This window comes from Tsuneonella sp. HG094 (assembly GCF_053819285.1).
The window spans coordinates 1,854,913-1,878,794 of record NZ_JBSORA010000001.1 but is presented as its reverse complement, the minus strand read 5'-3'; the positions used below and the strand labels follow the sequence as shown (position 1 = coordinate 1,878,794).

Below are 23,882 nucleotides of genomic sequence, written 5' to 3'. Positions count from 1 at the left end.
CGAATTGCTCGACAGCGCGTTGGCATCAGGTCCACTTACGCATCCGGAGCGCCGCCCATGACTGAAGTTGCCGATCTCGCCGAACGGCTGATCGCCTGCCCCAGCGTGACCCCCGCCGCAGGACTGGTGTTCGATGCGCTCGAACACATGCTTGCCCCGCTCGGCTTCGCGGTCGAACGGTTCGTGGCGGGCGAGGGGGCCGACGCGGTCGAGAACCTGCTCGCGGTCCGTCCGGGACCCGATGGCAGCCGACACTTCGCATTTGCAGGGCACCTCGACGTGGTCCCGCCCGGCGAGGGCTGGACGAGCGCGCCATTCGCACCCGAGCGGCGGGGGGAGTTGCTCTATGGCCGCGGCGCGGTCGACATGAAGGGCGCGATTGCGGCGATGGTCGCGGCGGTTGCCGACGTCCCGACCGAAGCGGGCACGATCAGCTTCGTCATCACGGGCGATGAGGAAGGTCCCGCGATCCACGGCACCCGCGCGCTGATCGAGCGAATGCGCGAGCGAGGCCACGCACCCGACCTGATCCTCGTCGGCGAGCCCACCTCGGTAAACCGGCTGGGTGACATGGCCAAGATCGGCCGCCGCGGCTCGGTCAACGTCTGGATCGAGGTGGCCGGCACGCAAGGGCACGTCGCCTATCCGCACCTCGCCGACAATCCGATCCCGAAGCTGGTCGCGCTGCTGGCCGAGCTCGACGCTATCGTGCTCGACGAAGGAACCGACTGGTTCCAGCCATCGAACCTGGAGGTGACGGACCTCGATGTCGGCAACCCCGCGACCAACGTGATCCCGGCAAGCGCGAAGGCGCGGCTGTCGATCCGCTTCAACGACCTCCATACCGGGGCCTCGCTCGCGAAACGCGTGGCCGAGATCGCCGAGCGGCACGGCGGCACCGCCAAGGCGGTCATCAGCGGTGAAGCGTTCCTGACCCCGCCTGGCGCCTTTTCGACGCTCGTCACCGATGCCGTCGAGGCGGAGACCGGCGTGGTGCCCGAACTGTCGACCACCGGGGGCACCTCGGACGCGCGATTCCTCAAGGACCTCGCCCCGGTGATCGAGTTCGGCCTGTGCAACGCGACCATGCACAAGCGCGACGAGGCGGTCTCGGTGCCAGACCTCGAGGTGTTGGCGCGGATCTATGCCCGCATCGCGCGCGAGGCGCTGGCGGGGACAGCCGCCTGACTGTCCAGGTCCGCTGATTGCCCTCGCTCGCGGCGGCTGTTAGGCCTGCCGCCGAGAGAGCTTTGAAGAGGGGCGCCAAGTGGATCGCAAGCTGACATCGTGGATTCTGGCCGGGATGATCCTCGGCGTGATCGCCGGCTATGCGGTCAACCAGGCGTTCGACGCCGAACTGGCGGCGGTCTGGGCGAGCTGGTTCAAGCTGTTGTCCGACATCTTCCTCAGCCTCGTGAAGATGCTGGTCGCGCCGCTGATCCTGTCGACGATCGTCGTCGGCATCGCGCACATGAACGACAGCGCCGCGCTCGGCCGCATCGGGTTCCGTGCAATCAGCTGGTTCATCATCGCGAGCTTCATTTCGATCGGGCTCGGCCTCGTTCTCGTGAACCTGTTCCAGCCCGGCGTCGGAGCACCGGTCGGGGCGGCGGATCTCTCCGGCGTGGGCGAGGTCAAGAAACTCGATGCCCGCGAATTCATCCTGCACATCTTCCCGAAGAACTTCTTCGAATCGATGGCGACGAACAACATCCTGCAGATCCTCGTGTTCTCGCTGTTCGCCGGGGTCGCACTCGCGGCGATGCGCGAGAAGGGCGCCCCGCTGGTAAAGGGCGCCGAAGCCCTCGCCGAGATGATGCTGCAGATCACCGGCTATGTGATGCGATTCGCGCCTTTCGCGGTGTTCGGCGCGCTCGCCAACGTGGTGGCGGTGAACGGCCTCGGCATCCTGGCGACCTATGCGACGCTGGTGACCGAATTCTATTTCGGGCTGTTGATCCTGTGGGCCATGCTGATCGGCATCGGCGCGGCATTCCTCGGTCGCCGGGTGCTAACGCTCGTGCGCTACATCCGCGAGCCGGTGCTGATCGCGTTCTCGACCGCGAGTTCGGAAGCGGCGATGCCCAAGCTGTTCGAACAGCTCGACCGCTTCGGCGTGCCGCGGCGCATCTCCGGCTTCATGCTGCCGATGGGCTACAGCTTCAATCTCGACGGCTCGATGATGTATTCGAGCTTCGCCACGATCTTCATCGCGCAGGCTTACGGCATGGACCTGTCGTGGGGCACGCAGGTCATGATCCTGCTGACATTGATGATCAGTTCCAAGGGCATCGCTGCGGTCCCGCGCGCGAGCCTGGTGGTCATCACCGGCACGCTCGCGATGTTCGGCCTTCCGGTGGAGGGTGTCGCGCTGATTCTCGGCATCGACCAGTTCCTCGACATGGGCCGCACCGCGACCAATGTCGTCGGCAACGCGGTAGCGACCAGTGTGATCACCAAGTGGGAAGGCATGCTGGAGGTCGAGGAGCCGATCTTTGTCGAGCATCCCAAAACGCCGGCCAACACTGCTGCGGCCGGCAAGGCGGGACTGGACCTCGATCCCGACAATTTCGAGAAGGGCTAGCGCACCTTCGGTTTGAGCACCTTCGCCTTGTAGCTGCACAGATCGACGACCAGGCAGCGCCAGCACTCCGGGGTGCGCGCCTTGCAGACATAGCGACCGTGGAGGATCAGCCAGTGGTGAGCGCCCAGCCGGAAAGGGGCGGGCACGCGCTTCTCGAGCTTCGCCTCGACAGCCTCGGGCGTCTTGCCCTTGGCAAGGCCGGTGCGGTTGCCGACGCGGAATATGTGCGTGTCGACCGCGAAGGTCTCCTGCCCGAACCAGCAGTTGAGCACGACGTTGGCGGTCTTTCGCCCGACCCCGGGCAAGCGAACCAGCTCTTCACGGCTCGCCGGAACCTCGCCCCCGAACTCGTCGATCAAGAGCTGTGACAGCGCGATCACGTTCCTGGCCTTGGAGTTGAACAGCCCGATCGTCTTGATGTGTTCCTTGAGCCCGTCCTCGCCGAGTTGGACCATCTGCGCGGGAGTCTTGACCGTCTCGAACAGCGCGCGGGTCGCCTTGTTCACGCCGACATCGGTCGCCTGCGCCGAGAGCGCGACGGCGACGACGAGCTGGTAGGCATTCCCGTATTCGAGTTCGGTTTCGGGGTCCGGATTGTCGTCGGCAAGACGGCGGAAGAACTCGAAAACCTGATCTCTCGTCAAAGGCCGAGCACCTGCGGCATTGTATAGCGGCCGGCCTCGCGTCCGACCAACCAACTAGCTCCGGCGACTGCACCGCGGGCGAAGATCGCACGATCCTCCGCGACGTGCGACAACGTCAGCCGCTCCTGTTCCCCGGCGATGATCACGCTGTGGTCGCCTGCGACCGTGCCTCCGCGCAACGAGGCGAAACCGATTGCCCCTTCGCCGCGCTGTCCGGTGATGCCGTCGCGGCCGCGTTCCGAGTGGTCACCGAGTTCGATTCCGCGCCCTTCGGCAGCGGCCTGCCCGAGCAAGAGTGCGGTGCCGCTCGGTGCGTCGACCTTCATCCGGTGGTGCATTTCCAGCACTTCGATGTCCCACGTCGGGCCGAGCCGCGCCGCCGCCTCGCGGACGAGATGCGCCAGCAGCGTCACGCCGAGCGACGTGTTCCCAGTCTGCAGGACCGGAATCGCGATTGCTGCCGAATCGATCGCGGCGTGGTGCCGCTCCTCGAGGCCTGTGGTGCCGATGAGGATCGGAATTCCGGCTCCGACCGCTGCATGGAGATTACCCTCGAGCGCAGCAGGCGCGGTGAAATCGAGCAGCACGTCGCTGGCTTCGGCCAGGTTGGCAGTATTGCCACCTTGGTCGACGCCGCCGGCCATCTCATGACCCGCCTCGGCGATCGCGCGGGCGAGCGCATGGCCCATGCGTCCCTCGCTGCCGATAATCCCGATACGTGCCATTGTAATCCCCGTCGTGCGCGTGCTTCATGCGCGACATGCCCGACATCCGCAATATCGTCATCCTCACCGGCGCGGGGATCAGCGCCGAAAGCGGCATCGATACCTTTCGTAGTGGCGCCAATGGCGGTCCAAGCCTGTGGGAGCAGCACCGGGTCGAGGATGTCGCCACGCCCGAAGCATTCGCGCGCGATCCGGACCTCGTGCTGCGGTTCTATGATATGCGGCGCGAGGCGATCCAGACGAAGGAGCCGAACGCCGCGCACTTCGCGCTCGCCAAGCTCGATGCCGAATGGGACGGCGACCTGTTGATCGTCACCCAGAACGTCGACGACCTGCACGAGCGGGCTGGCGCGCGTCGCGTGCTCCACATGCACGGCGAGCACCTCAACGCATGGTGCACGAGCTGCGATGTGCGCAGCCGCTGGACGGCAACCCTGATCGACCGACCGCCATGTCTCGCGTGCGGCGCGCGGGCGCTGCGGCCCGACGTCGTGTGGTTCGGCGAGATGCCGTACCGGATGGACGAGATCTATGCGGCCCTCCGCAGTGCCGACTTGTTTGTCAGCATCGGGACCAGCGGCGCGGTCTACCCAGCCGCAGGCTTTGTGCGCGACGCGCGCGAGCTCGGCGTCGCCACGATCGAGCTCAACCTCGAGCGCAGTCAGGGCAGCGCGTGGTTCGACGAAACGCGCCTCGGCCCTGCGGGAGAGCTAGTCCCCGAGTGGGTCGACGAGATGCTGACCGACTGAATTGCACGTGCGGCATTCCGGGTCCTTTGCAATCCGGAAACTCCGCATCCCAGGAGCCAGCCCGTCGAGCGTGTGGAGCATGCCCCACAGTGGCTCGCCGAGCCCACCGACAGGAGCGAGCAGGACGCGCACGGCCTGCAGCGCGGCAAAGGTGCCCGTCCAGCCGGCCATCGCGCCGAGCATCCCATCGTCGGCGCAGGTGTCGCAATCCTCGGCGTCGAAAGCATCGCCCACGAAGCAGCGGTAGCAGCTTTGGTCGGGCAGGTGTCCGGCGAACGCGGCGACTTGGCCCTGGAAGCGTCCGACTGCGGCCGAGAGCAGCGGGATGCCGCTCGCCACGCAGGCGTCGGCCACGGCGAGACGCGTAGCAAAGGTATCGGTCCCGTCGACCACGAGGTCCGCACCCGCGATCATCGCCGCCGCATTCTTCGCATCGATCCGTCGATCGTGGAGCGCCACTTCAAGGTCATGGTCGAAATTCGCCAGCCAGCGCCGTGCACTGACCGCTTTGCCATGCCCGACGTCGCGTTCGGAATAGATCGTCTGGCGCTGGAGGTTGGATAGTTCGACCTTGCCATCGTCGATCAGCGTCAGCTTTCCGATCCCGGCTCCGGAGAGATACTGAAGGGCAGGGGAACCGATCCCGCCGAGGCCGACGATCGCCACGTGCGCCTGACTGAGCGCGAACTGCCCCGCGCCGCCGACCTGCGGCAGCACGATATGCCGCGCGAACCGGTCGAGGCGCGTCGCATCGAACTGGGGGGGAAAGCTCATGGACAAGCTGTTGGCATCCTGTGCACGGCCTGTCGACAGGGCTGCGGACAACCCTGTCGATCAGCAGTGCAGGACCGGTGGAGGAGTCAGCTCTCGAGCTGGCGCAGCAGCGACCGGACGTCGCCGTCCATATCGGCATCGCGCGTACGCAGGTCCTCGATCAGTCGAACCGCGTGGATCACGGTCGAATGGTCGCGGCCGCCGAACTTGCGGCCGATCTCGGGATAGCTGCGCGGAGTCAGCACCTTCGACAGGTACATCGCCACCTGCCTTGGGCGGACTACGGCGCGCGCGCGGCGCTTGCTTGCCATTTCGGCGCGGTCGATGCGATAGAACTGGCAAACGGTGCGCTGGATTTCGTCGATCGTGATCCGGCGGCGGTTGGCCGAAAGGATGTCGGTCAGCTGCTCCTCGGCAAGCTGGAGCGACACTTCCTGGCCGGTGAGCTGGGCGTAAGCGATCAGCTTGTTGAGACCGCCCACGAGCTCGCGAATGTTGCGGGTGATCGTGCGGGCGAGGAAGTCGATTACGTCGGCCGGCACGTCGAGCGGGGCGAAGCGGGTCAGCTTAGATTCGAGGATCGAGCGGCGCAGTTCGATGTCGGCCGCGGCGATGTCGGCGACGAGGCCCATGCTGAGGCGGCTGAGGAGGCGCGGTTCGACCCCGTCGAGCGCCTGCGGTGCGCGGTCGGCGGCGAAGACCAGCCGCTTGCCCTCAGCCAGCAGCGCGTCGATCGTGTAGAGCAGTTCCTCCTGCGCCGACGCCTTGCCGATGATGAACTGTATGTCGTCGACCAGCAGCAGGTCGAAGCTGCGCAGGCGGGCCTTGAACTCGATCGTCTGGTTCGACTTCAGCGCCTGGACGAATTCGACCATGAATCGCTCGGCGCTGCAGTAGAAGATGCGCGCACGTGGGTGACTGCCGAGATAGGCGTGCCCGATCGCGTGGAGGAGGTGCGTTTTGCCCTGGCCCGTCGCGGCTTTGAGGTACAGCGGAGAGAACTGCGGCGTCTCGCTCGCCGACATGCGCTGCGCGGCGTTGCACGCGAGCACGTTCGCTTCGCCGGTCACGAAGGCCGCGAAGGTCAGCGAGGGGTCGAGACCCACGGAGGAGGTAAAGCCGCGATCGCCGATCGTACCGGCCGCCACTGCGATCATACTGGTATCGCTGCCGTCGTTCGCCGGGCGGCGCTCGCCGAAGCTCAGTTCGGGCAGCTTGCGGCGGCCCGGGTGGACTTTGATCTCGACATTGCGGACTTCGCTACGCGCGATCTTCCACGCCAGGCTCAGGCGGTCATGGAACCGGTCGAGCACCCAGTTGGCGCTGAAATCGGTCGGCAGGTACAGCTCGAGAGTTCCGGTATCCTCGGCGAATCCGCCAACCTGGATCGGCTTGATCCACTGGCTGTGAAGCTGGTGGCCGAGGTCCTTGCGCAGTCCCTGGCTGATATCGGCCCAGTCGGCCGCCAGGTTCACCGCTTCGAGATCTTCCATGCGTTCCTCGCCACCCCTGCGCTGTGCAGCATTAATGCCATTGCCGCTTGCGTTCATTGTTCGTGACCCCGTCGCTCGCGGGCCGTTGCCGACCCTCGTACTGCCCCTCGAAGCACACGATGCCCCGCGCCCGAAATCTCGTGGATTCGAGTCTGCCAAGTCATCCAGTGCTGTATTTGCCCAGGCCGTCCCGCCCAAGGCGAAGACTTCTTTTCAACAGCTACGTGGCGCTGGCAAGGGTCGGGACTGCAAAAAAATTGAAATAAAGCCGGTTGACTCGATGAAACCCGCAGAGCTGCGTTCAAGTTGCTGAATTTTCGAGGAAACGAGCCTTACTGACATGCGAATCGCAGGGAATCCGCCGTTTTTGAATTCTCGAGCAGCAGATACGACAACGCCGGCACCTTGCGGTACCGGCGTCGTTCCGGTTTTGGACCAGGTCGGTCGCGAGCCGTCGGCCCGCGCCTCAGCGAATCAGAGCGCGCCGACTCGCTTCGAGAGGCGGCTCATCTTGCGGCTGGCGGTGTTCCTGTGGAGCACGCCGCGTGCGACGCCGCGAGCGAGTTCGGGCTGCGCGGCCTTGAGCGCGTCGGTCGCAGCGGTCTTGTCGCCGCCGGCGATCGCGCTCTCGACCTTCTTCAGGAACGAGCGGATGCGGCTCATGCGGGCGCCGTTGATCTCGGCCCGATTGGTGTTGCGCTTGATGCGCTTCTTGGCTTGCGGCGTATTGGCCATGTTCGTCCTCGGTTGACCGCTACCCTGCGGCCGGAAAATCGTGCGTTTGCGTGGGTACTCGCGACGAGCGGACCCGCCGGGAAAGGCGCGCCCCTAGCGGCGCTGTCCGATTCCGTCAACCCGGAGCGGGACGGGCGGTCGTTATCGCTGGCAGCGCGGGCAGAACCAGGTGCTGCGTCCGCCTTGGACGATTCGCCGCACCGTGCCGTCGTCGTCGTGGTGGCACGGCTGCCCCTCCCGGCCATAGACCGCGAAGCGCGTGGCGAAATAGCCGAGCTGGCCATCTGGCTGGGCATAGTCGCGCAAGGACGAGCCGCCGTCGCCGATGGATTGCTCCAGCACCTCGCGGATTGCCGGGACGAGCCGCTGGAGGCGGGGGAGGGTGACCTTGCCCGCCGCCTTGCGCGGATCGATGCCGCTGCGCCACAACGCCTCGCAGACGTATATGTTGCCGAGCCCGGCGACGATCGTCTGGTCGAGCAGCAGCAACTTGATCGCCTGCTTGCGGCTCGCGAACGCGCGCTTCAGATGGCTCGCACTGAGGCCGGGACCGAGTGGTTCGGGGCCGAGCGCGGCGAATGCGGGCCAGCGGTCGAGCTCGCCCGTATCGACGAGGTCGACCGAGCCGAATCGCCGCGCGTCGTTGAGCGCGAAAAGATGTCCGCCCGCTTCGATGACAAGATGGTCGTGCTTTTCGATTTCGCTCGGGTCGATTCGCCACCGCCCGCTCATGCCGAGGTGGAATACAAGGCTTGTGTCGCGGTCGGTGTGAATGAGACCGTATTTTGCGCGGCGGCCGAGACCAGTTACGCGTGCGCCGGTCAGCGCCTGGACGAGGCCGGGCGGGAAGGGGCGGCGCATGTCGGGCCGGTTCACCGAGACCCGATCGATCCGGGCCCCGTCGAGGAACGCGGCGAGCCCGCGAACGGTGGTTTCGACTTCGGGAAGCTCGGGCATCGCGGGCGCTCTAACACCCTTTGCCGTGCCTGCAATTGCCCGTAAGGCACCGCCCATGAACGATACCGTTTCCTTCGGTTACGAAGAGGTCGCTCCCGACGAAAAGACCCGCCGCGTGGGCGAAGTCTTTTCGGGCGTCGCCGCCAAGTATGACGTGATGAACGACGCCATGTCGGGCGGCATGCACCGATTGTGGAAGGACCAGTTCGTGCGCCGGGTGAAACCGCGCACGGGCGAGGCGATCCTCGACATGGCGGGCGGCACCGGCGACATCGCCTTCCGCCTCGCCAAGGGCGGCGCGAGCGTGACCGTCGCCGATATCAACCAGGAGATGCTCGACGTCGGAGTCGGACGCGCACTCGAGCGCGGGATCGACGGCCTCGTCTGGAGCCGTCAGAACGCCGAAGTCCTCGCCTATCCGGCGCGCACCTTCGATGCCTACACGATCGCGTTCGGAATCCGGAACGTGACCGACATCCCGAAGGCGCTGCGCGAAGCACACCGGGTGCTGAAGTTCGGCGGGCGTTTCTTCTGCCTCGAATTCTCGACCAACGAGTGGCCCGGCTTCAAGCAGGCCTACGACCTCTATTCGCACAAGCTGGTGCCGAAACTGGGCCAGGCGATCGCGGGGGATGCGGACAGCTATCGCTATCTTATCGAATCGATTCGCCGCTTTCCCTCGATGCCCGAGTTCGAGCGGATGATCCGCGAGGCCGGCTTTGCGCGGACAAAGGTCGAGCCGATCATGGGCGGGCTGGTGGCGATCCATTCGGGTTGGAAAGTCTGAAGTGACGCGCCCCTCGACGCACATCTGGCGCCTCCTCAATTGGGGCCGCAGCCTTGCGCGACACGGCGCGCTGCGCGGGATCGAGCACGATCCGAACACTCCGCAGCCGGTCGTCAGGCTGGCCCGTCTTGCCCGCCTGGGCACGATCCAGCCGCGAGTGCCGGACTACGCGGCCGCGTTCCAGGAAATTGGTCCGGCCGCGATCAAGCTCGGTCAGTCGCTCGCCACCCGGCCCGACCTCGTCGGTGAGGAAGCGGCGCACAACCTGCTCACCCTGCAGGACAGCCTGCCGCCGGTTCCATTTCCCGAGATCGAGGCGGAGATAGCGCGCAGCTTCGGCGTTCAGGTCGAGGCGATGTTCGCCTCGGTTGATCCGGTGCCCGTGGGCTCGGCCTCGATCGCGCAAGTCCATCGCGCGGTGACGACCGAGGGGCGCACAGTCGCGATCAAGGTCCAGCGACCCGGCATTCGTGACAAGCTCGCCCGCGACATCGCGACCTACGAATGGGCCGCGGCCCATCTGGAGGCGATGGGCGGCGAAGCGTCGCGGCTGCGTCCGCGGCTCACAATCGCCAACTTCAAGCGCTGGACCAACCGCGAGCTCGACCTGCGGCGCGAGGCGGCGTCGGCCAGCGAGCTCGCCGAAGCGATGAAGGGATTCGAAGGTTACTGCATCCCCTCGGTCGACTGGGACCGTACCAACGGGCGGGTGATGACGATCGAATGGATCGACGGCATCAAGATTTCCGACCGGGCGGCGCTTGTCGCGGCAGGGCACGACCTGCCCGCACTCGCGCGGCGGCTGGTGCTCGCGTTCCTTACCCAGGCGATCAGCGCCGGGTTCTTCCACGCCGACATGCACCAGGGGAACCTGTTCGTGCGCGGCGACGGAACGATCGTGGCAATCGATTTCGGCATCATGGGCCGGATCGACCGGCGTGCGCGCCAATGGCTCGCGGAAATCCTCTACGGCCTTACCACGGGCAACTATCGCCGCGTGGCCGAAATCCACTTCGAGGCGCAGTACGTGCCCGCCTATCACTCGGTGGATGAGTTCGCGACCGCCTTGCGCGCGGTGGGCGAGCCGATGCGCGGCAAGCCGGTGAGCGAGCTTTCGGTCGGCCAGATGCTCGACGGGCTGTTCGCGATCACCCGCGACTTCGACATGGCGACCCAGCCGCACCTTCTACTGCTGCAGAAGACGATGGTAATGGTCGAGGGCCTCGCCACCAGCCTCGACCCCGCGATCAACATGTGGGACGTGTCCGCCCCCTTCGTCCGCGCGTGGATCCGCGACGAGCTGGGACCAGAGGCCGCGCTTGCCGACCGCATCAAGACCGATGTCGAGACGCTCCTGCGTGTGCCCGAACTCGTTCGGCGTATCGAGGAGCAGTATCCGCCCCGCGGCGGCGCGCCCGAACCGCCGCCGCTGCCCGAGATCCCGCTGATGTGGGAACGCCGCGTTGAGCGTCCGCGCTGGCCGGGATATCTGCTTGCCGCCCTAGTCGGTGGAGCCGCGGTGGGCGCGGCCTTGATGACCGGACTGCTCGGCTGAAACCGTGCCATTCGGGCGGGCCTTGCTGAAGTCCATCGTGCCCGCCCTGCTGATCGGGCCGATGCTGGGTTTGCTTGGCGCTCTGTTCCTGATTCTATGGTCCGCCATCGCGACTGGCGGAAACCCGGGAGCCGAAGGGATCTTCATGATCGCCGCCTTCTTCGGTGCATTGATCGGACTGATAGTCGCGTCGCCGGTCTGCCTCGTCGCAGGCGCTTGCCTGCTGGTGCTGACGTCGCGCAATCGGAGGTGGGCCGGCTGGCAACCGGCGGCGATCGTGGGTGGCCTGTGCGGCGCGGTGCCGGGGTTTGCACTCGCAGCAGGCTCCCGCTTCGATCTGACACTGGCCGCGCTTCCGATCGCGGGTGCAGTGCTGGGAGTGATCGGCGCGCTTGCGTTCCGAAAGACCAGCGCACCAGTCCTTGCCGAGCTCGACACAATCGATCCCGAAATCTTCGGCTGATCGAACCAGCCGGGCGCTTCTAACCCTTCGTCAAATCCTTCAGCGCGTCCTTGTCAGGCTTTTGGCCAAGCGTCCGGATGCGCCAGATGACAACCGACAAGACGCCCAGCGCGCTGGCGAGGGCGAGGAGGAAGGTGCGCAAGCCGCCGGCGCTGCCGGTCAGTCGCTCCATCCACTTGTCGAAGCGCGAAATGCTGTCGCCGGTCACCGCGACGGCGATGACGGCACTGTCGATCTGGTCGAGCGGGCGGCCGTCTTTTTCGGTCAGCGTCTGAACCGTCGCCGAAAGACGCAACGTATCCTCACGCTTCGGGGAGACTTCCCAGTTGAAACTAATCTGCGGCGAACCGGCGCGGCGCTGGCACTGGCGCAGGTCGCCTTTGACGTCGAAGTCGGTCGCTTGGAGCTGAGCGCAAACCCACGGGCCGAGGCCGACTTTCGCGGTCGAGACTTCGCCGGTCGTCCCGGCAGCGGCGGTGATCTCCTTTGCGCGCTCGGCCTTTCCGACCACGAGCTTGACCGGGTAATATTGCGCGAGCGCCATGGCGCGCGGTGCTCCGAACGCAGCGATACCGGGTGCGGCGTTGGCCTGAAGCAGCGCGTAATTCTCGCACTCCTGCGGCGTGGCGAGATCCTCCATTGCGGGGCAGTAAGCCGCTTTGTCTGCTGCCGGAGCGACCGCTGGAGCTGCTACCGAAGCGACATTGCTGGTGCCCTTTACCGCGGTGGCCGGCTCAGCGGGGCCTTCTGCCCGGGGCTCGGCAGTCGTCCCAATCTGGCCCTGTGATGCACCTCCCGGGGCTCGCGATGCGACGGACGGACGGGAGAAACGTGGTGGCGCGCTTCCCACAGGCCTGCCGCGGACAGCGGCGGGGCGGCGGTTGGGATCTACGCGTAGACGAAAGGCTTCGGCTTGGCGCTCGTAAGCGGCGGCGCGCTCATCGCTACGCTCCGCCTTGGCGGCGGACTCCATTGCCATGCGCATGGCGGCTTCTTCCCGCGCCCGCTGCTCTGCAAGCCAACGTGGATCGGGGGCGGGCGGAGGAGGTGGCGGAGGCAAGTCCGGCGGCGCCTCCGGCAAGGCCATTGGCCGCTTTGCCGCGGTGCACCCCGGCACCAGCGCCAGACAGACCAGCAGCGCGGCAAGCGCCTGCGTACGAAACAACGTTGCCCCCATCGTCATGAAACGACGAGCTAACCCAACGGTTTGCGTTGCTCAAGTCACCTGGTGCGGCAACACACGGCTGGCGATGAGCGACAGGATCACCGCGGTCGCCTCGACCAGCATCGGGAACCAGAATCCGGGCGCGGTTCCATCCGCGATAACGCTGACGATCCGTCCGAACAGCGCGATACCGAAGATCGCCGCGGGCACCACGAGGAGGTCGCCGTTGCGCTTCCATGCGCCCCAGATCATCGCCCCGCCGCCGACGAAGAACAGCGCCGGAAAGTCGGCGCGCAGGACGGCGAGACCTCCCGGCCCGTCGGGCATCAGCGCGAAGCTTGCTCCGGCGCTGGCGGGCATGACGAGGAAGTTGACGCCCATGATGAGGAAGAACAGGCCCTGCACGAAGATCACGGCGGTCAGGATCAGTCGCATGCTCGGTCACTCCCCGGTTTGTGTCGTTCTCGGCAGTCTACCCGACCCGGGCGAACCCGCTAGGGCAATCTTAACCACCGCCGACCTAGTACTGGCGCGGATTGTGCGCGGGCGCTAGGACCGCGCGATGCTGCGAGGGGCACGATGCAGGAAATGGTCGGCGAATGGCCGCAGACCGAGGCACACCGCGTGAGCGGGCCCAAAGTCCTGCTCGTCGTCGGCGGCGGCATCGCTGCGTACAAGTCGTGCGAGCTCGTGCGCCTCATCCGGCGCGGCGGCGGCGACGTGACGTGCGTGCTGACCGAGGGCGGCAGCCAGTTCGTGACGCCGATGGCGCTCGGCGCGCTCAGCGAGAACAAGGTCTACACCAGCCTGTTCGACCTCAAGGACGAGGTCGAGATGGGCCATATCCAGCTCTCGCGGCAGGCCGATTTGGTGGTCGTGTGCCCCGCGACTGCCGACCTCATGGCCAAGATGGCGGCGGGCATCGCCGACGATCTCGCCACCACGCTGATCCTCGCCACCGACAAGCCGGTGATGGCGGTACCGGCGATGAACGTGAAGATGTGGCTCCACGATGCCACCCGCCGCAACGTCGCCTGGCTGCGCGAGGCGGGGGTCGAGGTGATGGAGCCCGACGAGGGTCCTATGGCCTGCGGCGAGTTCGGCCCCGGGCGCCTGCCCGATCCCGAGATAATCTGGGCCGAGATCGCGGCCCGCTTCGGCATCGCCGCCGACTGCGAACCGCAGGCCGACCTTCTCGAGGCGCTTGAGCCGGAAGCGGAGGTCGAGCCCAAGGGCGGCTCCTCGCTCGGCAGCCTGCTGTCCTCGCTGATCCCGCGCAAGTCCCCGAAGAAGGCGATAGCGCTGGAGGACGAGGAAGCGGAATACCTCCCTGAAGAGGAAACGTACGCGGACGACCCCTTCGAACCCGCGCCGGAGATCGAAGAGCCGCTGCCCGAGCCCGATCTCGGCGCACCGATCATGGCGAAGAAGGGCAAGGCGAAGTCCGCCCCGCCGACCGATCCCGACGCAATCAACCACACGGTCGCGACGGGGACCGGAGACCAGTTGCCCAAGGTGTTCGGCGAGGGACCACTCGCGGTTCCATCCGATCCGCTGGCAGGTCAGCCCGACTTCGACATCGATCCCGAGCATCGCCCGCTTTACGGCCGCCATATCGTGGTGACTGCGGGTCCGACACACGAGCCGATCGACCCGGTGCGCTACATCGCCAATCGCTCGAGCGGGAAGCAGGGCTTTGCGATTGCTGCCGCCGCTGCCGCTCTCGGTGCGCGGGTCACTCTCGTTGCGGGCCCCGTCACCCTGCCGACGCCTGCCGGGGTCGACCGGATCGATATCATCTCGGCGCGCGAAATGTCGGATGCGGTGAAGAAGGCGCTACCCGCCGATGCCGCGGTCATGGTCGCCGCCGTCGCCGACTGGCGCAGTAAGGAATACCACGGCGAGAAGATGAAGAAGCGCGGCTCGGCCCCGCCGGCGCTGCTGCTCACCGAAAACCCGGACATCCTCGCGCAGGTCGCTTCGGGGAAGCAGCGGCCCAAGCTTCTCGTCGGTTTTGCCGCCGAAACCGAGGACGTGATCGAAAACGCCAAGACCAAGCGCAAGCGCAAGGCTGCCGACTGGATCATCGCCAACGACGTTTCGACCGGTGTGATGGGTGGCGACCTCAACACGGTCCACATCGTCACCAGCGAAGGGGTAGAGGACCTGCCCGAGATGCCCAAGGACCAGGTCGCGCTCGCGCTTGCCGAGAAGATGGCGCTGGCGCTCGACCAGATCGATCCGCGCGAAGAGTGATTGATTTCGGGGCTGCCCACGCGGTAGCGCGGCTGGCATGAACGATCCGGTGACAGTGGCGGTCAAACGCCTGCCGCATGGCGAAGGCCTCGAACTCCCCAAATATACGACCGACGGTGCCGCGGGCATGGATGTGCTCGCGGCCGAGGATGTGACCATCGCGCCCGGTGCGCGCCATGCCGTGGCGACGGGACTCGCGGTCGCTATCCCTGCCGGATACGAAATCCAGGTGCGTCCGCGCTCGGGCCTCGCGCTCAAACACGGGATCACTGTCCCCAATACGCCCGGCACGATCGATTCGGATTATCGCGGCGAACTGAAGGTGATCCTGATCAACCACGGCAGCGAGCCGTTCGCGATCGCCCGCGGCGACAGGGTTGCGCAGCTTGTCCTGGCGCCCGTCACGCAAGCGGCATGGGACGAAGTCGCCGACCTCGATGAAACGACACGCGGTGCAGGCGGTTTCGGTTCGACGGGCGGACATGCCCGCTTGATGGGGAAATGAGCCGATGGCGCTGATCTTCTATGCCGAGGACGATGCGCTGATGGGCGAACTCGTCCAGCAGGTGCTCTTGGAGGCGGGCCATGCCGTGGGCGTGCTCGAAAACGGACAGGGCGCGCTGCAGGCGCTCCGCCGCCGCAAGCCCGACCTCGCCATCATCGATCTCGCCATGCCGCAGATGAGCGGATCAGAACTGATCTTCGCGATCCGCCGCGATCCGGTGATCTACGACCTGCCGATCCTCGTGCTGACCGCGCGTCAGTCGGAGAGCGACGAGGCGATCGTGCGCAATGCGGGCGCCAACGGCTACTTGCGCAAGCCCTTCGACCCGGAGCGCCTCGTGGCCGAGATCAACCAGTTGCTCGATTGGGCCAGGTCGCGTCAGGCGCCCCCGCGCCCGCCGATGATGGGCGTCTAGGCGCGCAGCGATTCGAGGCGCTGCAGGTACCGCGCGACGGTATCGATCTCGAGATTGACCTCGGACCCCTGTCCCAGCTCGCCGAGCGTCGTCACTTCGGCGGTGTGCGGGATGATGTTGAGGCCGAAATGGACCGAGCCGTCGGGTCGGTCATCGACCGAATTCACCGTCAGCGACACCCCATCGACCGTTACCGAGCCCTTGGCGGCAAGGAATCGCGCCAGCACGGGCGGGGCGGCGATGGTCACGCGCATCGAATCGCCCTCGGGCTCCCAGTCGGCGACCTTGCCCACGGCGTCGACGTGACCCGAGACGATGTGCCCGCCGAGTTCGTCGCCGACCCGCAGCGACGGCTCAAGGTTGATCTGCGCACCCTCGCTCCACATGCCCTTGGCGGTGCGACTGACCGTTTCGGCTGATACATCGACCGCGAACCAAGCATCGCCCGCGCTGCCGCCGCGCTCGACTACGGTCAGGCATACGCCCGCGCAGGCGATCGAGGCGCCGATGGCGATCTTCGACGGGTCCCACGGACAGGCGATCCGCACGCGCAGATCGCCGCGCTGCTCGATACTCTCGATCGTGCCGAGTGCGGTGACGATACCGGTGAACATGCTGCCTTTCCCCTTAGCGGGTGCGGCGATAGGCGGCGAACTCGTCGATGCCAAGCCGTGCCTGCTCGACCATTCGCCATCTACCGTGTGCAGCGGTGAGATCTGACAATCCAAACGCACCTATAGCACGCAGCCCGTCGCCTATGACGATCGGAGCGCGGTAGATCGCAAGCGCGTCGACGAGGTCGGCCGCGAGGAAGGCAGCCGCGGTCTGAGCGCCGCCTTCGACGTAAAGATACTGGGTGTCCGTCAGCTCTGCGATGGCGTCGGGACGCGAAATCGCGATCACTCCTTCGGGCGCGGTCCCTCGCGTGAGGACTATTCTCCCGGGGCTTAGCCCCTCCAGCCCCGACAGGCGCACGTCGAGGCGCGGCGCATCGCTGCGCCAGGTTTGGCCCCCGACGAGGATCGCGTCCGTCCGCGCCCTGCGGGCATGTACATGCGCGCGCGCTTCGGCGCCGGTTATCCAGCGGCTCGACCCGTCTGCGAGCGCGATGCAGCCGTCGAGCGACATGGCCAGCTTGAGCGTGACATGCGGCCTACCCGCGGTGCGGAGGGTGAGGTATCCGGCCAGGGATTCGGTCGCCTCGGGGCTTGGCAGGACAACGACGGCGATACCCGCATCGCGCAGGTGCTCGATGCCCTTTCCCGCAGTGCGAGGATCGGGGTCCGCGCAACCCACTACCACCTTCGATACGCCGGAAGCCGCGATCAAATGCGCGCAGGCAGGGCCGCGTTCGGACCGGTGGGCGCATGGTTCGAGTGTGACGTACAGCGTCGCGCCTCGTGCCGATTCGCCTGCCTGAGCAAGCGCTCCGGCCTCGGCATGAGGGCGCCCGCCCGCCTGGGTCCAGCCGCGCCCGACGACGCTGCCATCGTTGACGATCAGGCAGCCGACGGCGGGGTTGGGGCGGGACAGCGGCCGTCCCCGCGCGGCGAGCCGGGCCGCCGCGGCGAGCCAGTCGGCATCACTCGGGCTGGGGCGCACGCGGGTTGTCCGCTTCCTTTTCGCGCGCGATATCGCGCTCCATCGCATCGACATCCATACCGGCGGCGCGCCCGAGCGTACGGTAGGCTTCACGCGCTTCGGCCTCGCGCTTGCGCTGTTCGGCTAACAGCGCATCCTGCTTGGCCTGGTTGGCGACGTTGGTCTGCTCGATCTCGGCGTCGCTACGGCCGTCGGCGAAGGTGGTGATGTATTCGACCTTCGGCGGCGCGGGCGGGATTCGCCAGCGTTCCTTGCCGAACTGCCAGAAGATCGCTGCCGGGACGATCGCCGCAAGCAGAAGGATGCCAAGCCTGATCTTCACACGCTCCGCGATCATTGCCGCCAAGGCGACCCCGCCGATTAGTGCGAGGACACCGCCAACCATCCAGTTGAGGCTCACCGCGTGGTCGGTGAGGAGAAAGATCAGCGACCCGGTCAGCAGCGCGGAGCCGGCGAGGATCGGCCAGCGATACGGGTTGGGGCGTTTGAACTCGGTCCAGAAATCGGCGAATCCGGGGCCGGGATTGAGGCGGGTCAGCATGCGCATGGCCCCCCAGATAGGGCCGAGAGTGCCGTCGCGCTAGCCGAACGCGGAATAGAGGCTGCGACCGTGCGCCTTGATCCATGCGTCGGCGGCCGCGACGTCGTCGTCGAAGATGCGGGCGAGTGCGGCGTGGAATCCGGGGCTGTGATCGAAATGGAGGCAATGCGCGACTTCGTGCGCGACGACCGAGCGGCGCACCGCATCGGGCGCCTGCACCAGCCGCCAGTTGATTCGCACCGTCCCCCCGGTCGAGCAGCTTCCCCAGCGACGTTGAGCGCGGGTCAGGCGCAGTTGGGGCAGCGGAATGCCAGCCTCGGCGGCGAAGAACGCGAGATCGTCCGCCAGCAGCCGCAGCGCCTCGCGCTCCAGCCAGCGGCGCAGGCGCGGGGCAAGGTTCTCTGCGGGGCCGCCGACGACGACGCGCTCGCCGTCGAGCGCAGGCGTGCGCCCGCCACGGGGGCTCCAGTCGATCGCCAGCGCCTGCCCGCGATAGAGCAGTGTGCCGCCGGGTGTGGGAGGGTTTTCGGAGGGTACCTTGCCGACCTGTTCGGCCAGCCAGCCGGTGCGCGCGTGAACGAAGGCGAGCGCCTCGCGCGTGGCGCACCATTTCGGCAGGGTTACGCGGATCTCGCTGCCGTCTGGTGCCAGCCGCAGAGTCAGTCGCCGCGCACGCGCATTGCGGCGGATCGCGATGGGAAGCACGCGGCCGTCGATTTCGACTTCGGGAGCGATCGCCTCGCGCCGCAGCCAGTCGATCACGCGGCCTCCTCCTCGTCTTCGGGCCAATCGACGATGTGGTGTTCGAGCGGCCCGGCGTCGGTCTCGCTGACCACGCGCCCGGCCACGCCGGGTCCACGCCGGTGAACCGCTTCGGGATCACCCGAAATGAGGTGGTGCCATTCCTTAAGCGGCTTGCCCGCTGCACGCAGCCGATAGGCGCAGCTATCAGGCAGCCACGTGACCTGGTCGACGAGGCGCGGGGTCAGGCGCAGGCAATCGGGCACAAAAGCCTTGCGATGGCGATAGTCGCTGCAGCGCGCGGTGCCGGTGTCGAGCAGCTTGCAGGCGACGTTGGTGTGGGCAATCTCGCCAGTCTCGTCGTCTTCCAGCTTGTGCAGGCAGCAGCGGCCGCAACCGTCGCACAGCGCTTCCCACTCGTCGCGCGTAAGATCGCCGAGCGGCAGGTCCCAGAAACGGTCCCTCAGCGCACCCATCGTGCCAGTTCCTGTTCCACGGCGTCGGCGCCTTTGTCGACCGGCAGCGTCGCGAGCGGCTTGCCCGCGGGGTCGAACAGGTAAGTCACGTTGGAATGATCGACGAGGTAGGCGCCGCCTTGCTCGACCTTGCCCTTCCCGTGGAACACCTTGAACGCTTTCGCCGCCTCGTCGGTCTGGGAGGGGGTGCCGGTCAGTCCGACGATACCCTTGCCGAATGCGGACACGAACTCGCCGACTACGGCCTGCGTGTCGCGTTCTGGATCGACCGTGATGAAGACATGCTGGACCTTCGCGGCAAGCTCGGGCTCGTCGGCGGCGAACTGACGCAAGCCCTGCGCGGCGCGCTGCATGTCCGTCGGGCAGATGTCCGGGCAATAGGTATAGCCGAAATAGACGACCGCGTACTTACCGCGAAAATCGGCCCAGTGCCGGGTTTTGCCCGACTGGTCGAGAAGCGTGAATTCACCCCCGATCGCGGCCCCGGCCAACGGAGGCTCACCCGGTTCGGGTGTGCAGGCGAGGAGGGCGATCGGGAGTAGAAGGGCAAGGATACGCGGCATGGCGCGGCGGTTCATGGTCTGCTAACCGGCGGGCGGCAAGGGCAATGCATCGCCCGAAGATAGGGCAGTTACGGAGACAGGAAAGATGCGAGGGGGCGTTATCCGCAAGGCAGGCTTCATGCTGGCACTGCTGTCGGCGAGTGTAGCTGCGCCCGCGTGGGCGCAGTTTTCCGACGCCTACAATTTCCTCAAGGCCGTGAAAGAGCGCGACGGCACCGAAGCGACCAAGTTCCTCAACGAGCCCGGTTCGGTGATCGTCAACTCGCGCGATCTGGCCAGCGGCGAATCGGCATTGCACATCGTCGTCGCGCGGCGAGACGATGTGTGGACGCGCTTCCTGCTCGAGCGCGGAGCCAATCCCAACGCTGCCGACAAGAAAGGCGTGACGCCGCTCTCGCTTGCCGCCAGCCTCGGCTTCGTCGAGGGCGTGGAGCGGCTGGTCAAGGCGGGCGGCCGGATCGACGTGGCGAACGCATCAGGCGAAACGCCGCTGATCGCAGCGGTTCACCGGCGCGACATGGCTGTCATCCGCCTTCTGTTGAAGAATGGTGCGAATGCCGATCGCACCGACAACTCTGGTCGTTCAGCCCGCGATTACGCGGCCCTGATGGGGACGGCCGGCGGAGTCCTCACCGAAATCCAGCGGGCCGATGAGGAGCGCAAGACGAAAGGCGCACAAGCGGGTACCTACGGACCCGGCGCCTGAGCGTGGCGATTGTAGCCGCCGACCTGACGCTCGACGAACTGAAGCTGGCGCTGGCGTCGGCGCTAGCCGACGCGGCGGTGTTCGACGGGTGGAGCGACGCGGCGCTCAAGTCGGCCTGCCAATCCGAAGGCGTTGACTTCGACGTTGCGCGGCTCGCCTTTCCGGGCGGTGCGATGGACATGATCGCGGCGTGGATCGCGTCGGTCGATGCGGCCATGTTTTTGGCACTCCTTCCCGAGCGCCTTGGTGCAATTAAAGTCCGCGAGCGGATTCGCAGCCTCGTCCTGGCTCGGCTAAAAGCGATCGCCGGGCGTGAAGAAGCGCTGAGGCGCGCACTTGCGATCATGGCGATGCCACAGAACGTCGTCCGTGCGAGCAAGCTCGGCTGGGCCAGCGCGGACGCGATGTGGCGGCTCGCCGGCGACACTGCGACCGACTACAATCACTACACCAAGCGGGCGATCCTGGCGGGCATCTACGCGGCGACGCTGGCGGTGTTCGTCGAAGACGAGAGCGAGGGAAAGAGCGAGACGCACGCCTTCCTCGACCGGCGGATCGAAGGCATCATGCGCTTTGAAAAGACCAAGGCGCAATTCCTGCGTCCCGATGCCGAACGCTTCAGCGTCACCCGCTTTCTCGGCCGGCTACGCTACCCCGCGCGCTAGGGCTTATTGATAATCAGTTGCAAAAAGCCCGCCGCTTTCGCATAGCGGCGGCATGACAGTTGGCAAGACACGAGCCAGAACGCTGGACGGACTTGAACTCGGGCACCGGGCGCGCATCGTCGCGGTCCAGTGGGACCGACTCGCGCCCGAAGACGGCACGCGGCTGCGCGCGCTCGGCCTCGACGTCGGCGGGCGGGTGGCGATCGCCCATCGAGGTGTGTTCGGTGGGAGTGATCCGATCGCGGTGATGATCGGCCGGATGACCGTTGCGGTCCGCCGGAGCCACGCGCAGGCGATGGAGATCGAACCGGTATGAGCACGCAGCGCACCGCCGCGCTGGTCGGCAATCCCAACGCCGGCAAGAGCGCGCTGTTCAACGCGCTGACCGGTGCGCGGCAGAAGATTGCCAATTATCCGGGCGTCACAGTCGAGCGGAAGGCCGGTCGCCTCATTTTGCCGAGCGGAGAGCCAGTCGAACTGATCGACCTGCCGGGCGCCTATTCGTTCGAACCGTCGAGCCCAGACGAGGAAGTGACCCGCAAGGTCGTCCACGGCGAGTTTGCGGGCGAAGCGACACCGGAAGTGCTCGTCATTGTCCTCGATGCGGCGAACATCGAGCAGCACCTCGTATTCGCGCAGGAAGTGATAGAGTTGGGGCGGCCTACGGTCGTGGCGCTCAACATGATCGATCTCGCCGAGCGGGACGGGCTGGTGCTCGATCCGGCGGCCTTGTCGGAGGCACTCGGCGTGACGGTCGTGCCGACGGTCGCCGTGCGGCGGCGCGGGCTCGACGAGCTGGTCGCCGCCATCGCGGTCGCCGAAGCGCGCGCACAATCGTTTCAACCCCACCACAAACCGCACCTTACGTTGCCCGAGCGGCGCCTCGCTGCAGCCAATATCGCTCGCGGCGCGATCCTGTCGGAAAGCACCCATCATCGGCTGCACGCCGGTCTCGACAAGGTGCTGCTCCACCCCTGGTTCGGGCCACCGATCCTGTTCGCCCTGTTGTTCGTGGTGTTCCAGGCAGTTTTTGCTTGGGCGACGCCTTTTGCAGACGCGCTAGAGGCGCTGATCGGGGCCATGTCGGGTTGGGTCAGCGACACGCTGCCTGCCGGGTTCTTCCGCGACCTCGTGACCGAGGGCGTGCTGGCGGGGGTCGGCTCGGTCGTCGTGTTCCTGCCGCAGATCGTGATCCTGTTCGCTTTCATCCTCGCGATGGAGGCATCGGGCTACATGGCGCGGGCGGCGTATCTGATGGACCGGATGATGCAGGGCGTCGGCCTGTCGGGCCGCAGTTTCATTCCTCTGCTTTCGAGCTTCGCCTGCGCGATTCCTGGGATCATGGCGACACGCAGCATCGCCGATCCCAAGGACCGGTTGACGACCATCCTGATCGCCCCGCTGATGACCTGTTCGGCGCGGCTGCCGGTCTACACCGTGATCATCGCCGCGTTCATTCCGGCGACGACCGTGGGACCGGGCATCGGCTTGCAAGGACTTGTGATGTTCGGCCTCTACATCGCGGGAATCCTCGGCGCGATGGGCGCGGCGCTGGTGCTGCGGCAGACGGTCGCGAAGGGCGGCGCGTCGGGCTTCATCATGGAGCTGCCGCGCTATCAGATGCCGCACATAAAGGACCTCGCCATAGGCCTGTGGCAGCGCGCGTGGGTGTTCCTGCGCCGCGCGGGCACCATCATCTTTACCGTCACGATCGTGCTGTGGCTGCTGCTGACCTTCCCCAAGGCGGCGCCGGGCGAGAGCCAGGTCGAGGCATCGGCCGCGGGCCAGATCAGCAAAGGCCTTGCCGTGGTGGTCGAGCCGATCGGCTTCAACCGCGAGATCGCCCTGGCGCTGATCCCGGCGATGGCCGCGCGGGAGGTTGCGGTCGCCAGCCTTGCCACGACCTACGCCGTCGATGCGCCCGATGAAGAGGCTGCAGCAGTCGGCCTCGCAGGCCAGCTTTCCTCGAAGTGGAGCCTGCCGACCGCGCTCGCCTTCCTCGCGTGGTTCGTATTCGCGCCGCAGTGCCTGTCGACCATTGCGGTCACCCGGCGCGAGACGAACGGGTGGAAATGGCCGCTGTTCATGCTGGGATACCTGTTCGCGCTCGCCTATATTTTCGCGGGCCTGACCTATTGGATCGCGCTGGCGCTGGGGCTTTAGCGAATTATCCGCAAGCCAACCGCTGGCGCGGGGTGGCGACTTTCCGCGGTGTTGGTTAAGCGCGTGGCCAATCAAGAGAGGAAAGCGATTCCATGGCCGGGTCACTCAACAAAGTCATGCTCATCGGTAACCTGGGCGCGGACCCAGAAGTGCGCAGCTTCCAGAACGGCGGCAAGGTGTGCAACCTGCGCATCGCGACGAGTGAGACGTGGAAGGACCGCCAGTCTGGCGAACGCAAGGAAAAGACCGAGTGGCACACGGTCGCGATCTTTTCCGAAGGTCTCGTCGGCGTCGCCGAGCAATACCTGCGCAAGGGCAGCAAGGTCTATATCGAGGGCAAGCTGCAAACCCGCAAATGGCAGGACCAGTCGGGCGCCGACCGCTACTCGACTGAGGTCGTCCTGCAGGGTCCCGGTGCTGTGATGACGATGCTCGACGGGGCGCCGGGAAGCGGCGGGGGTGGCGGCGGCCAGCGTGGCGGCGGTTCGGGCGGCGACTATGGCCGTTCGAGTGGCGGCGGGCAGTCCGGCGGGTGGAACCAGGGCGGCGGTGGAGCCGGTGCAGGTGCCGGTGGCGGGTCGAACTACGACGACCTCGACGACGATATCCCGTTCTGAT

Annotated in this window: 28 protein-coding genes; 14 read left to right on the top strand and 14 right to left on the bottom strand. The window is 66.5% G+C overall.

The features are described 5' to 3' along the window. Nucleotides 1-57 precede the first annotated feature (57 nt). Together dapE and ACWPMX_RS09500 are read left to right on the top strand one after the other, a co-directional pair. Entirely contained in the window at nt 58-1,188 is a 1,131-nt protein-coding gene (gene dapE / locus ACWPMX_RS09505) for a succinyl-diaminopimelate desuccinylase (RefSeq protein ID WP_455699780.1), read from the top strand. Between the two features lie 79 nt (nt 1,189-1,267). Next, complete coding sequence (locus ACWPMX_RS09500) at nt 1,268-2,584, top strand: dicarboxylate/amino acid:cation symporter (RefSeq protein WP_455699779.1); 1,317 nt, start codon at nt 1,268-1,270, stop codon at nt 2,582-2,584. On the opposite strand, the gene nth is transcribed toward ACWPMX_RS09500, so the two are convergent. Continuing rightward, nucleotides 2,581-3,228 carry an endonuclease III gene (nth, locus tag ACWPMX_RS09495; RefSeq protein WP_455699778.1) on the bottom strand — a complete coding sequence of 216 codons (648 nt, stop codon included), beginning with the start codon at nt 3,226-3,228 and terminating at the stop codon, nt 2,581-2,583. The genes ACWPMX_RS09500 and nth overlap by 4 nt on opposite strands. Further along, nucleotides 3,225-3,953, bottom strand: coding sequence for a 4-hydroxy-tetrahydrodipicolinate reductase (dapB, locus tag ACWPMX_RS09490; protein WP_455699777.1), 729 nt, complete (start codon nt 3,951-3,953; stop codon nt 3,225-3,227). Before dapB ends, nth begins: the two co-directional genes overlap by 4 nt. 35 nt (nt 3,954-3,988) lie before the next feature. Here dapB and ACWPMX_RS09485 point away from each other — a divergent pair, with 35 nt between their 5' ends. Beyond that, nucleotides 3,989-4,702 (top strand): NAD-dependent deacylase, encoded by a 714-nt coding sequence (locus ACWPMX_RS09485; protein WP_455700761.1) that lies wholly within the window; start codon nt 3,989-3,991, stop codon nt 4,700-4,702. Here the strand turns inward: ACWPMX_RS09485 and ACWPMX_RS09480 are convergent. From ACWPMX_RS09480 to mutM, 4 genes are all read right to left on the bottom strand, one after another. Next, complete coding sequence (locus ACWPMX_RS09480; protein WP_455699776.1) at nt 4,664-5,476, bottom strand: HesA/MoeB/ThiF family protein; 813 nt, start codon at nt 5,474-5,476, stop codon at nt 4,664-4,666. The two genes, ACWPMX_RS09485 and ACWPMX_RS09480, sit on opposite strands and share 39 nt — an antisense overlap. 86 nt (nt 5,477-5,562) lie before the next feature. After that, nucleotides 5,563-6,969: a chromosomal replication initiator protein DnaA gene (gene dnaA / locus ACWPMX_RS09475; RefSeq protein WP_455699775.1), complete on the bottom strand. Its 1,407-nt coding sequence runs from the start codon at nt 6,967-6,969 to the stop codon at nt 5,563-5,565. Nucleotides 6,970-7,443: 474 nt separating this feature from the next. After that, entirely contained in the window at nt 7,444-7,704 is a 261-nt protein-coding gene (gene rpsT, locus ACWPMX_RS09470; protein ID WP_455699774.1) for a 30S ribosomal protein S20, read from the bottom strand. Nucleotides 7,705-7,845: 141 nt separating this feature from the next. Beyond that, nucleotides 7,846-8,661 (bottom strand): bifunctional DNA-formamidopyrimidine glycosylase/DNA-(apurinic or apyrimidinic site) lyase, encoded by an 816-nt coding sequence (gene mutM, locus ACWPMX_RS09465; RefSeq protein ID WP_455699773.1) that lies wholly within the window; start codon nt 8,659-8,661, stop codon nt 7,846-7,848. 55 nt (nt 8,662-8,716) lie between these two features. On the opposite strand from mutM, the gene ACWPMX_RS09460 reads away from it, so the two are divergent. The 3 genes from ACWPMX_RS09460 to ACWPMX_RS09450 are packed head-to-tail and all read left to right on the top strand — an operon-like array spanning nt 8,717 to nt 11,466. After that, nucleotides 8,717-9,448 carry a class I SAM-dependent methyltransferase gene (locus ACWPMX_RS09460; protein WP_455699772.1) on the top strand — a complete coding sequence of 244 codons (732 nt, stop codon included), beginning with the start codon at nt 8,717-8,719 and terminating at the stop codon, nt 9,446-9,448. 1 nt (nt 9,449) lies between these two features. Then, nucleotides 9,450-11,003 carry a 2-polyprenylphenol 6-hydroxylase gene (gene ubiB, locus ACWPMX_RS09455; protein ID WP_455699771.1) on the top strand — a complete coding sequence of 518 codons (1,554 nt, stop codon included), beginning with the start codon at nt 9,450-9,452 and terminating at the stop codon, nt 11,001-11,003. Between the two features lie 22 nt (nt 11,004-11,025). Continuing rightward, nucleotides 11,026-11,466: a hypothetical protein gene (locus tag ACWPMX_RS09450; RefSeq protein ID WP_455699770.1), complete on the top strand. Its 441-nt coding sequence runs from the start codon at nt 11,026-11,028 to the stop codon at nt 11,464-11,466. 19 nt (nt 11,467-11,485) lie between these two features. Here ACWPMX_RS09450 and ACWPMX_RS09445 read toward each other — a convergent pair whose 3' ends face one another. Then, nucleotides 11,486-12,106 (bottom strand): hypothetical protein, encoded by a 621-nt coding sequence (locus ACWPMX_RS09445; RefSeq protein WP_455699769.1) that lies wholly within the window; start codon nt 12,104-12,106, stop codon nt 11,486-11,488. A gap of 576 nt (nt 12,107-12,682) precedes the next feature. Next, complete coding sequence (locus ACWPMX_RS09440) at nt 12,683-13,066, bottom strand: DUF4345 family protein (protein ID WP_455699768.1); 384 nt, start codon at nt 13,064-13,066, stop codon at nt 12,683-12,685. 153 nt (nt 13,067-13,219) lie between these two features. Between ACWPMX_RS09440 and ACWPMX_RS09435 the strand changes: the two genes are divergently transcribed. The 3 genes from ACWPMX_RS09435 to ACWPMX_RS09425 are packed head-to-tail and all read left to right on the top strand — an operon-like array spanning nt 13,220 to nt 15,807. Continuing rightward, nucleotides 13,220-14,887: a bifunctional phosphopantothenoylcysteine decarboxylase/phosphopantothenate synthase gene (locus ACWPMX_RS09435; RefSeq protein WP_455700760.1), complete on the top strand. Its 1,668-nt coding sequence runs from the start codon at nt 13,220-13,222 to the stop codon at nt 14,885-14,887. 37 nt (nt 14,888-14,924) lie between these two features. Continuing rightward, a complete protein-coding gene (gene dut / locus ACWPMX_RS09430; protein WP_455699767.1) occupies nt 14,925-15,392 on the top strand; it encodes a dUTP diphosphatase in 468 nt (155 codons plus the stop codon). A gap of 4 nt (nt 15,393-15,396) precedes the next feature. Further along, on the top strand, nt 15,397-15,807 hold the full coding sequence (locus tag ACWPMX_RS09425; RefSeq protein WP_455699766.1) for a response regulator: 411 nt from the start codon (nt 15,397-15,399) through the stop codon (nt 15,805-15,807). Here the strand turns inward: ACWPMX_RS09425 and ACWPMX_RS09420 are convergent. Genes ACWPMX_RS09420 through ACWPMX_RS09395 form a run of 6 tightly spaced genes read right to left on the bottom strand, consistent with a single transcriptional unit; the run spans nt 15,804 to nt 19,745 of the window. Then, a complete protein-coding gene (locus ACWPMX_RS09420; protein WP_455699765.1) occupies nt 15,804-16,421 on the bottom strand; it encodes a riboflavin synthase in 618 nt (205 codons plus the stop codon). The two genes, ACWPMX_RS09425 and ACWPMX_RS09420, sit on opposite strands and share 4 nt — an antisense overlap. Before the next feature lie 13 nt (nt 16,422-16,434). Then, nucleotides 16,435-17,409, bottom strand: a complete 975-nt coding sequence (gene ribD, locus ACWPMX_RS09415) for a bifunctional diaminohydroxyphosphoribosylaminopyrimidine deaminase/5-amino-6-(5-phosphoribosylamino)uracil reductase RibD (protein WP_455699764.1) — start codon at nt 17,407-17,409, stop codon at nt 16,435-16,437. Further along, on the bottom strand, nt 17,390-17,950 hold the full coding sequence (locus ACWPMX_RS09410) for a hypothetical protein (protein ID WP_455699763.1): 561 nt from the start codon (nt 17,948-17,950) through the stop codon (nt 17,390-17,392). Before ACWPMX_RS09410 ends, ribD begins: the two co-directional genes overlap by 20 nt. Before the next feature lie 39 nt (nt 17,951-17,989). Further along, nucleotides 17,990-18,712, bottom strand: a complete 723-nt coding sequence (locus ACWPMX_RS09405; protein WP_455699762.1) for a M48 family metallopeptidase — start codon at nt 18,710-18,712, stop codon at nt 17,990-17,992. After that, nucleotides 18,709-19,167, bottom strand: coding sequence for a YcgN family cysteine cluster protein (locus ACWPMX_RS09400; RefSeq protein ID WP_455699761.1), 459 nt, complete (start codon nt 19,165-19,167; stop codon nt 18,709-18,711). Before ACWPMX_RS09400 ends, ACWPMX_RS09405 begins: the two co-directional genes overlap by 4 nt. Further along, complete coding sequence (locus ACWPMX_RS09395) at nt 19,155-19,745, bottom strand: SCO family protein (protein WP_455699760.1); 591 nt, start codon at nt 19,743-19,745, stop codon at nt 19,155-19,157. The genes ACWPMX_RS09400 and ACWPMX_RS09395 overlap by 13 nt, the downstream gene beginning before the upstream one ends. 70 nt (nt 19,746-19,815) lie before the next feature. Between ACWPMX_RS09395 and ACWPMX_RS09390 the strand changes: the two genes are divergently transcribed. From ACWPMX_RS09390 to ssb, 5 genes are all read left to right on the top strand, one after another. Continuing rightward, nucleotides 19,816-20,436 carry an ankyrin repeat domain-containing protein gene (locus ACWPMX_RS09390; protein WP_455699759.1) on the top strand — a complete coding sequence of 207 codons (621 nt, stop codon included), beginning with the start codon at nt 19,816-19,818 and terminating at the stop codon, nt 20,434-20,436. A 2-nt stretch (nt 20,437-20,438) separates the two neighbouring features. Next, the gene (locus tag ACWPMX_RS09385; RefSeq protein WP_455699758.1) at nt 20,439-21,101 is read left to right on the top strand and encodes a COQ9 family protein; all 663 of its coding nucleotides are present in this window, start codon (nt 20,439-20,441) and stop codon (nt 21,099-21,101) included. 52 nt (nt 21,102-21,153) lie between these two features. Next, complete coding sequence (locus ACWPMX_RS09380) at nt 21,154-21,417, top strand: FeoA family protein (protein ID WP_455699757.1); 264 nt, start codon at nt 21,154-21,156, stop codon at nt 21,415-21,417. Beyond that, nucleotides 21,414-23,264 carry a ferrous iron transporter B gene (feoB, locus tag ACWPMX_RS09375; protein WP_455699756.1) on the top strand — a complete coding sequence of 617 codons (1,851 nt, stop codon included), beginning with the start codon at nt 21,414-21,416 and terminating at the stop codon, nt 23,262-23,264. The genes ACWPMX_RS09380 and feoB overlap by 4 nt, the downstream gene beginning before the upstream one ends. Before the next feature lie 92 nt (nt 23,265-23,356). Further along, nucleotides 23,357-23,881, top strand: coding sequence for a single-stranded DNA-binding protein (ssb, locus tag ACWPMX_RS09370; protein WP_455699755.1), 525 nt, complete (start codon nt 23,357-23,359; stop codon nt 23,879-23,881). The last annotated feature ends 1 nt before the right edge of the window (nt 23,882 follow it).

Bases quoted from the DNA above. Each gene is read 5' to 3' on its own strand.
- dapE (WP_455699780.1), top strand. From the start codon at position 58: ATGACTGAAGTTGCCGATCTCGCCGAACGGCTGATCGCCTGCCCCAGC.
- dapB (WP_455699777.1), bottom strand. From the start codon at position 3,953: ATGGCACGTATCGGGATTATCGGCAGCGAGGGACGCATGGGCCATGCG.
- ACWPMX_RS09485 (WP_455700761.1), top strand. From the start codon at position 3,989: ATGCCCGACATCCGCAATATCGTCATCCTCACCGGCGCGGGGATCAGC.
- ACWPMX_RS09480 (WP_455699776.1), bottom strand. From the start codon at position 5,476: ATGAGCTTTCCCCCCCAGTTCGATGCGACGCGCCTCGACCGGTTCGCG.
- dnaA (WP_455699775.1), bottom strand. From the start codon at position 6,969: ATGGAAGATCTCGAAGCGGTGAACCTGGCGGCCGACTGGGCCGATATC.
- rpsT (WP_455699774.1), bottom strand. From the start codon at position 7,704: ATGGCCAATACGCCGCAAGCCAAGAAGCGCATCAAGCGCAACACCAAT.
- mutM (WP_455699773.1), bottom strand. From the start codon at position 8,661: ATGCCCGAGCTTCCCGAAGTCGAAACCACCGTTCGCGGGCTCGCCGCG.
- ACWPMX_RS09460 (WP_455699772.1), top strand. From the start codon at position 8,717: ATGAACGATACCGTTTCCTTCGGTTACGAAGAGGTCGCTCCCGACGAA.
- ACWPMX_RS09445 (WP_455699769.1), bottom strand. From the start codon at position 12,106: ATGGAGGATCTCGCCACGCCGCAGGAGTGCGAGAATTACGCGCTGCTT.
- ACWPMX_RS09440 (WP_455699768.1), bottom strand. From the start codon at position 13,066: ATGCGACTGATCCTGACCGCCGTGATCTTCGTGCAGGGCCTGTTCTTC.
- ACWPMX_RS09435 (WP_455700760.1), top strand. From the start codon at position 13,220: ATGGTCGGCGAATGGCCGCAGACCGAGGCACACCGCGTGAGCGGGCCC.
- dut (WP_455699767.1), top strand. From the start codon at position 14,925: ATGAACGATCCGGTGACAGTGGCGGTCAAACGCCTGCCGCATGGCGAA.
- ACWPMX_RS09425 (WP_455699766.1), top strand. From the start codon at position 15,397: ATGGCGCTGATCTTCTATGCCGAGGACGATGCGCTGATGGGCGAACTC.
- ACWPMX_RS09420 (WP_455699765.1), bottom strand. From the start codon at position 16,421: ATGTTCACCGGTATCGTCACCGCACTCGGCACGATCGAGAGTATCGAG.
- ACWPMX_RS09410 (WP_455699763.1), bottom strand. From the start codon at position 17,950: ATGCTGACCCGCCTCAATCCCGGCCCCGGATTCGCCGATTTCTGGACC.
- ACWPMX_RS09400 (WP_455699761.1), bottom strand. From the start codon at position 19,167: ATGGGTGCGCTGAGGGACCGTTTCTGGGACCTGCCGCTCGGCGATCTT.
- ACWPMX_RS09395 (WP_455699760.1), bottom strand. From the start codon at position 19,745: ATGAACCGCCGCGCCATGCCGCGTATCCTTGCCCTTCTACTCCCGATC.
- ACWPMX_RS09390 (WP_455699759.1), top strand. From the start codon at position 19,816: ATGCGAGGGGGCGTTATCCGCAAGGCAGGCTTCATGCTGGCACTGCTG.
- ACWPMX_RS09380 (WP_455699757.1), top strand. From the start codon at position 21,154: ATGACAGTTGGCAAGACACGAGCCAGAACGCTGGACGGACTTGAACTC.
- feoB (WP_455699756.1), top strand. From the start codon at position 21,414: ATGAGCACGCAGCGCACCGCCGCGCTGGTCGGCAATCCCAACGCCGGC.
- ssb (WP_455699755.1), top strand. From the start codon at position 23,357: ATGGCCGGGTCACTCAACAAAGTCATGCTCATCGGTAACCTGGGCGCG.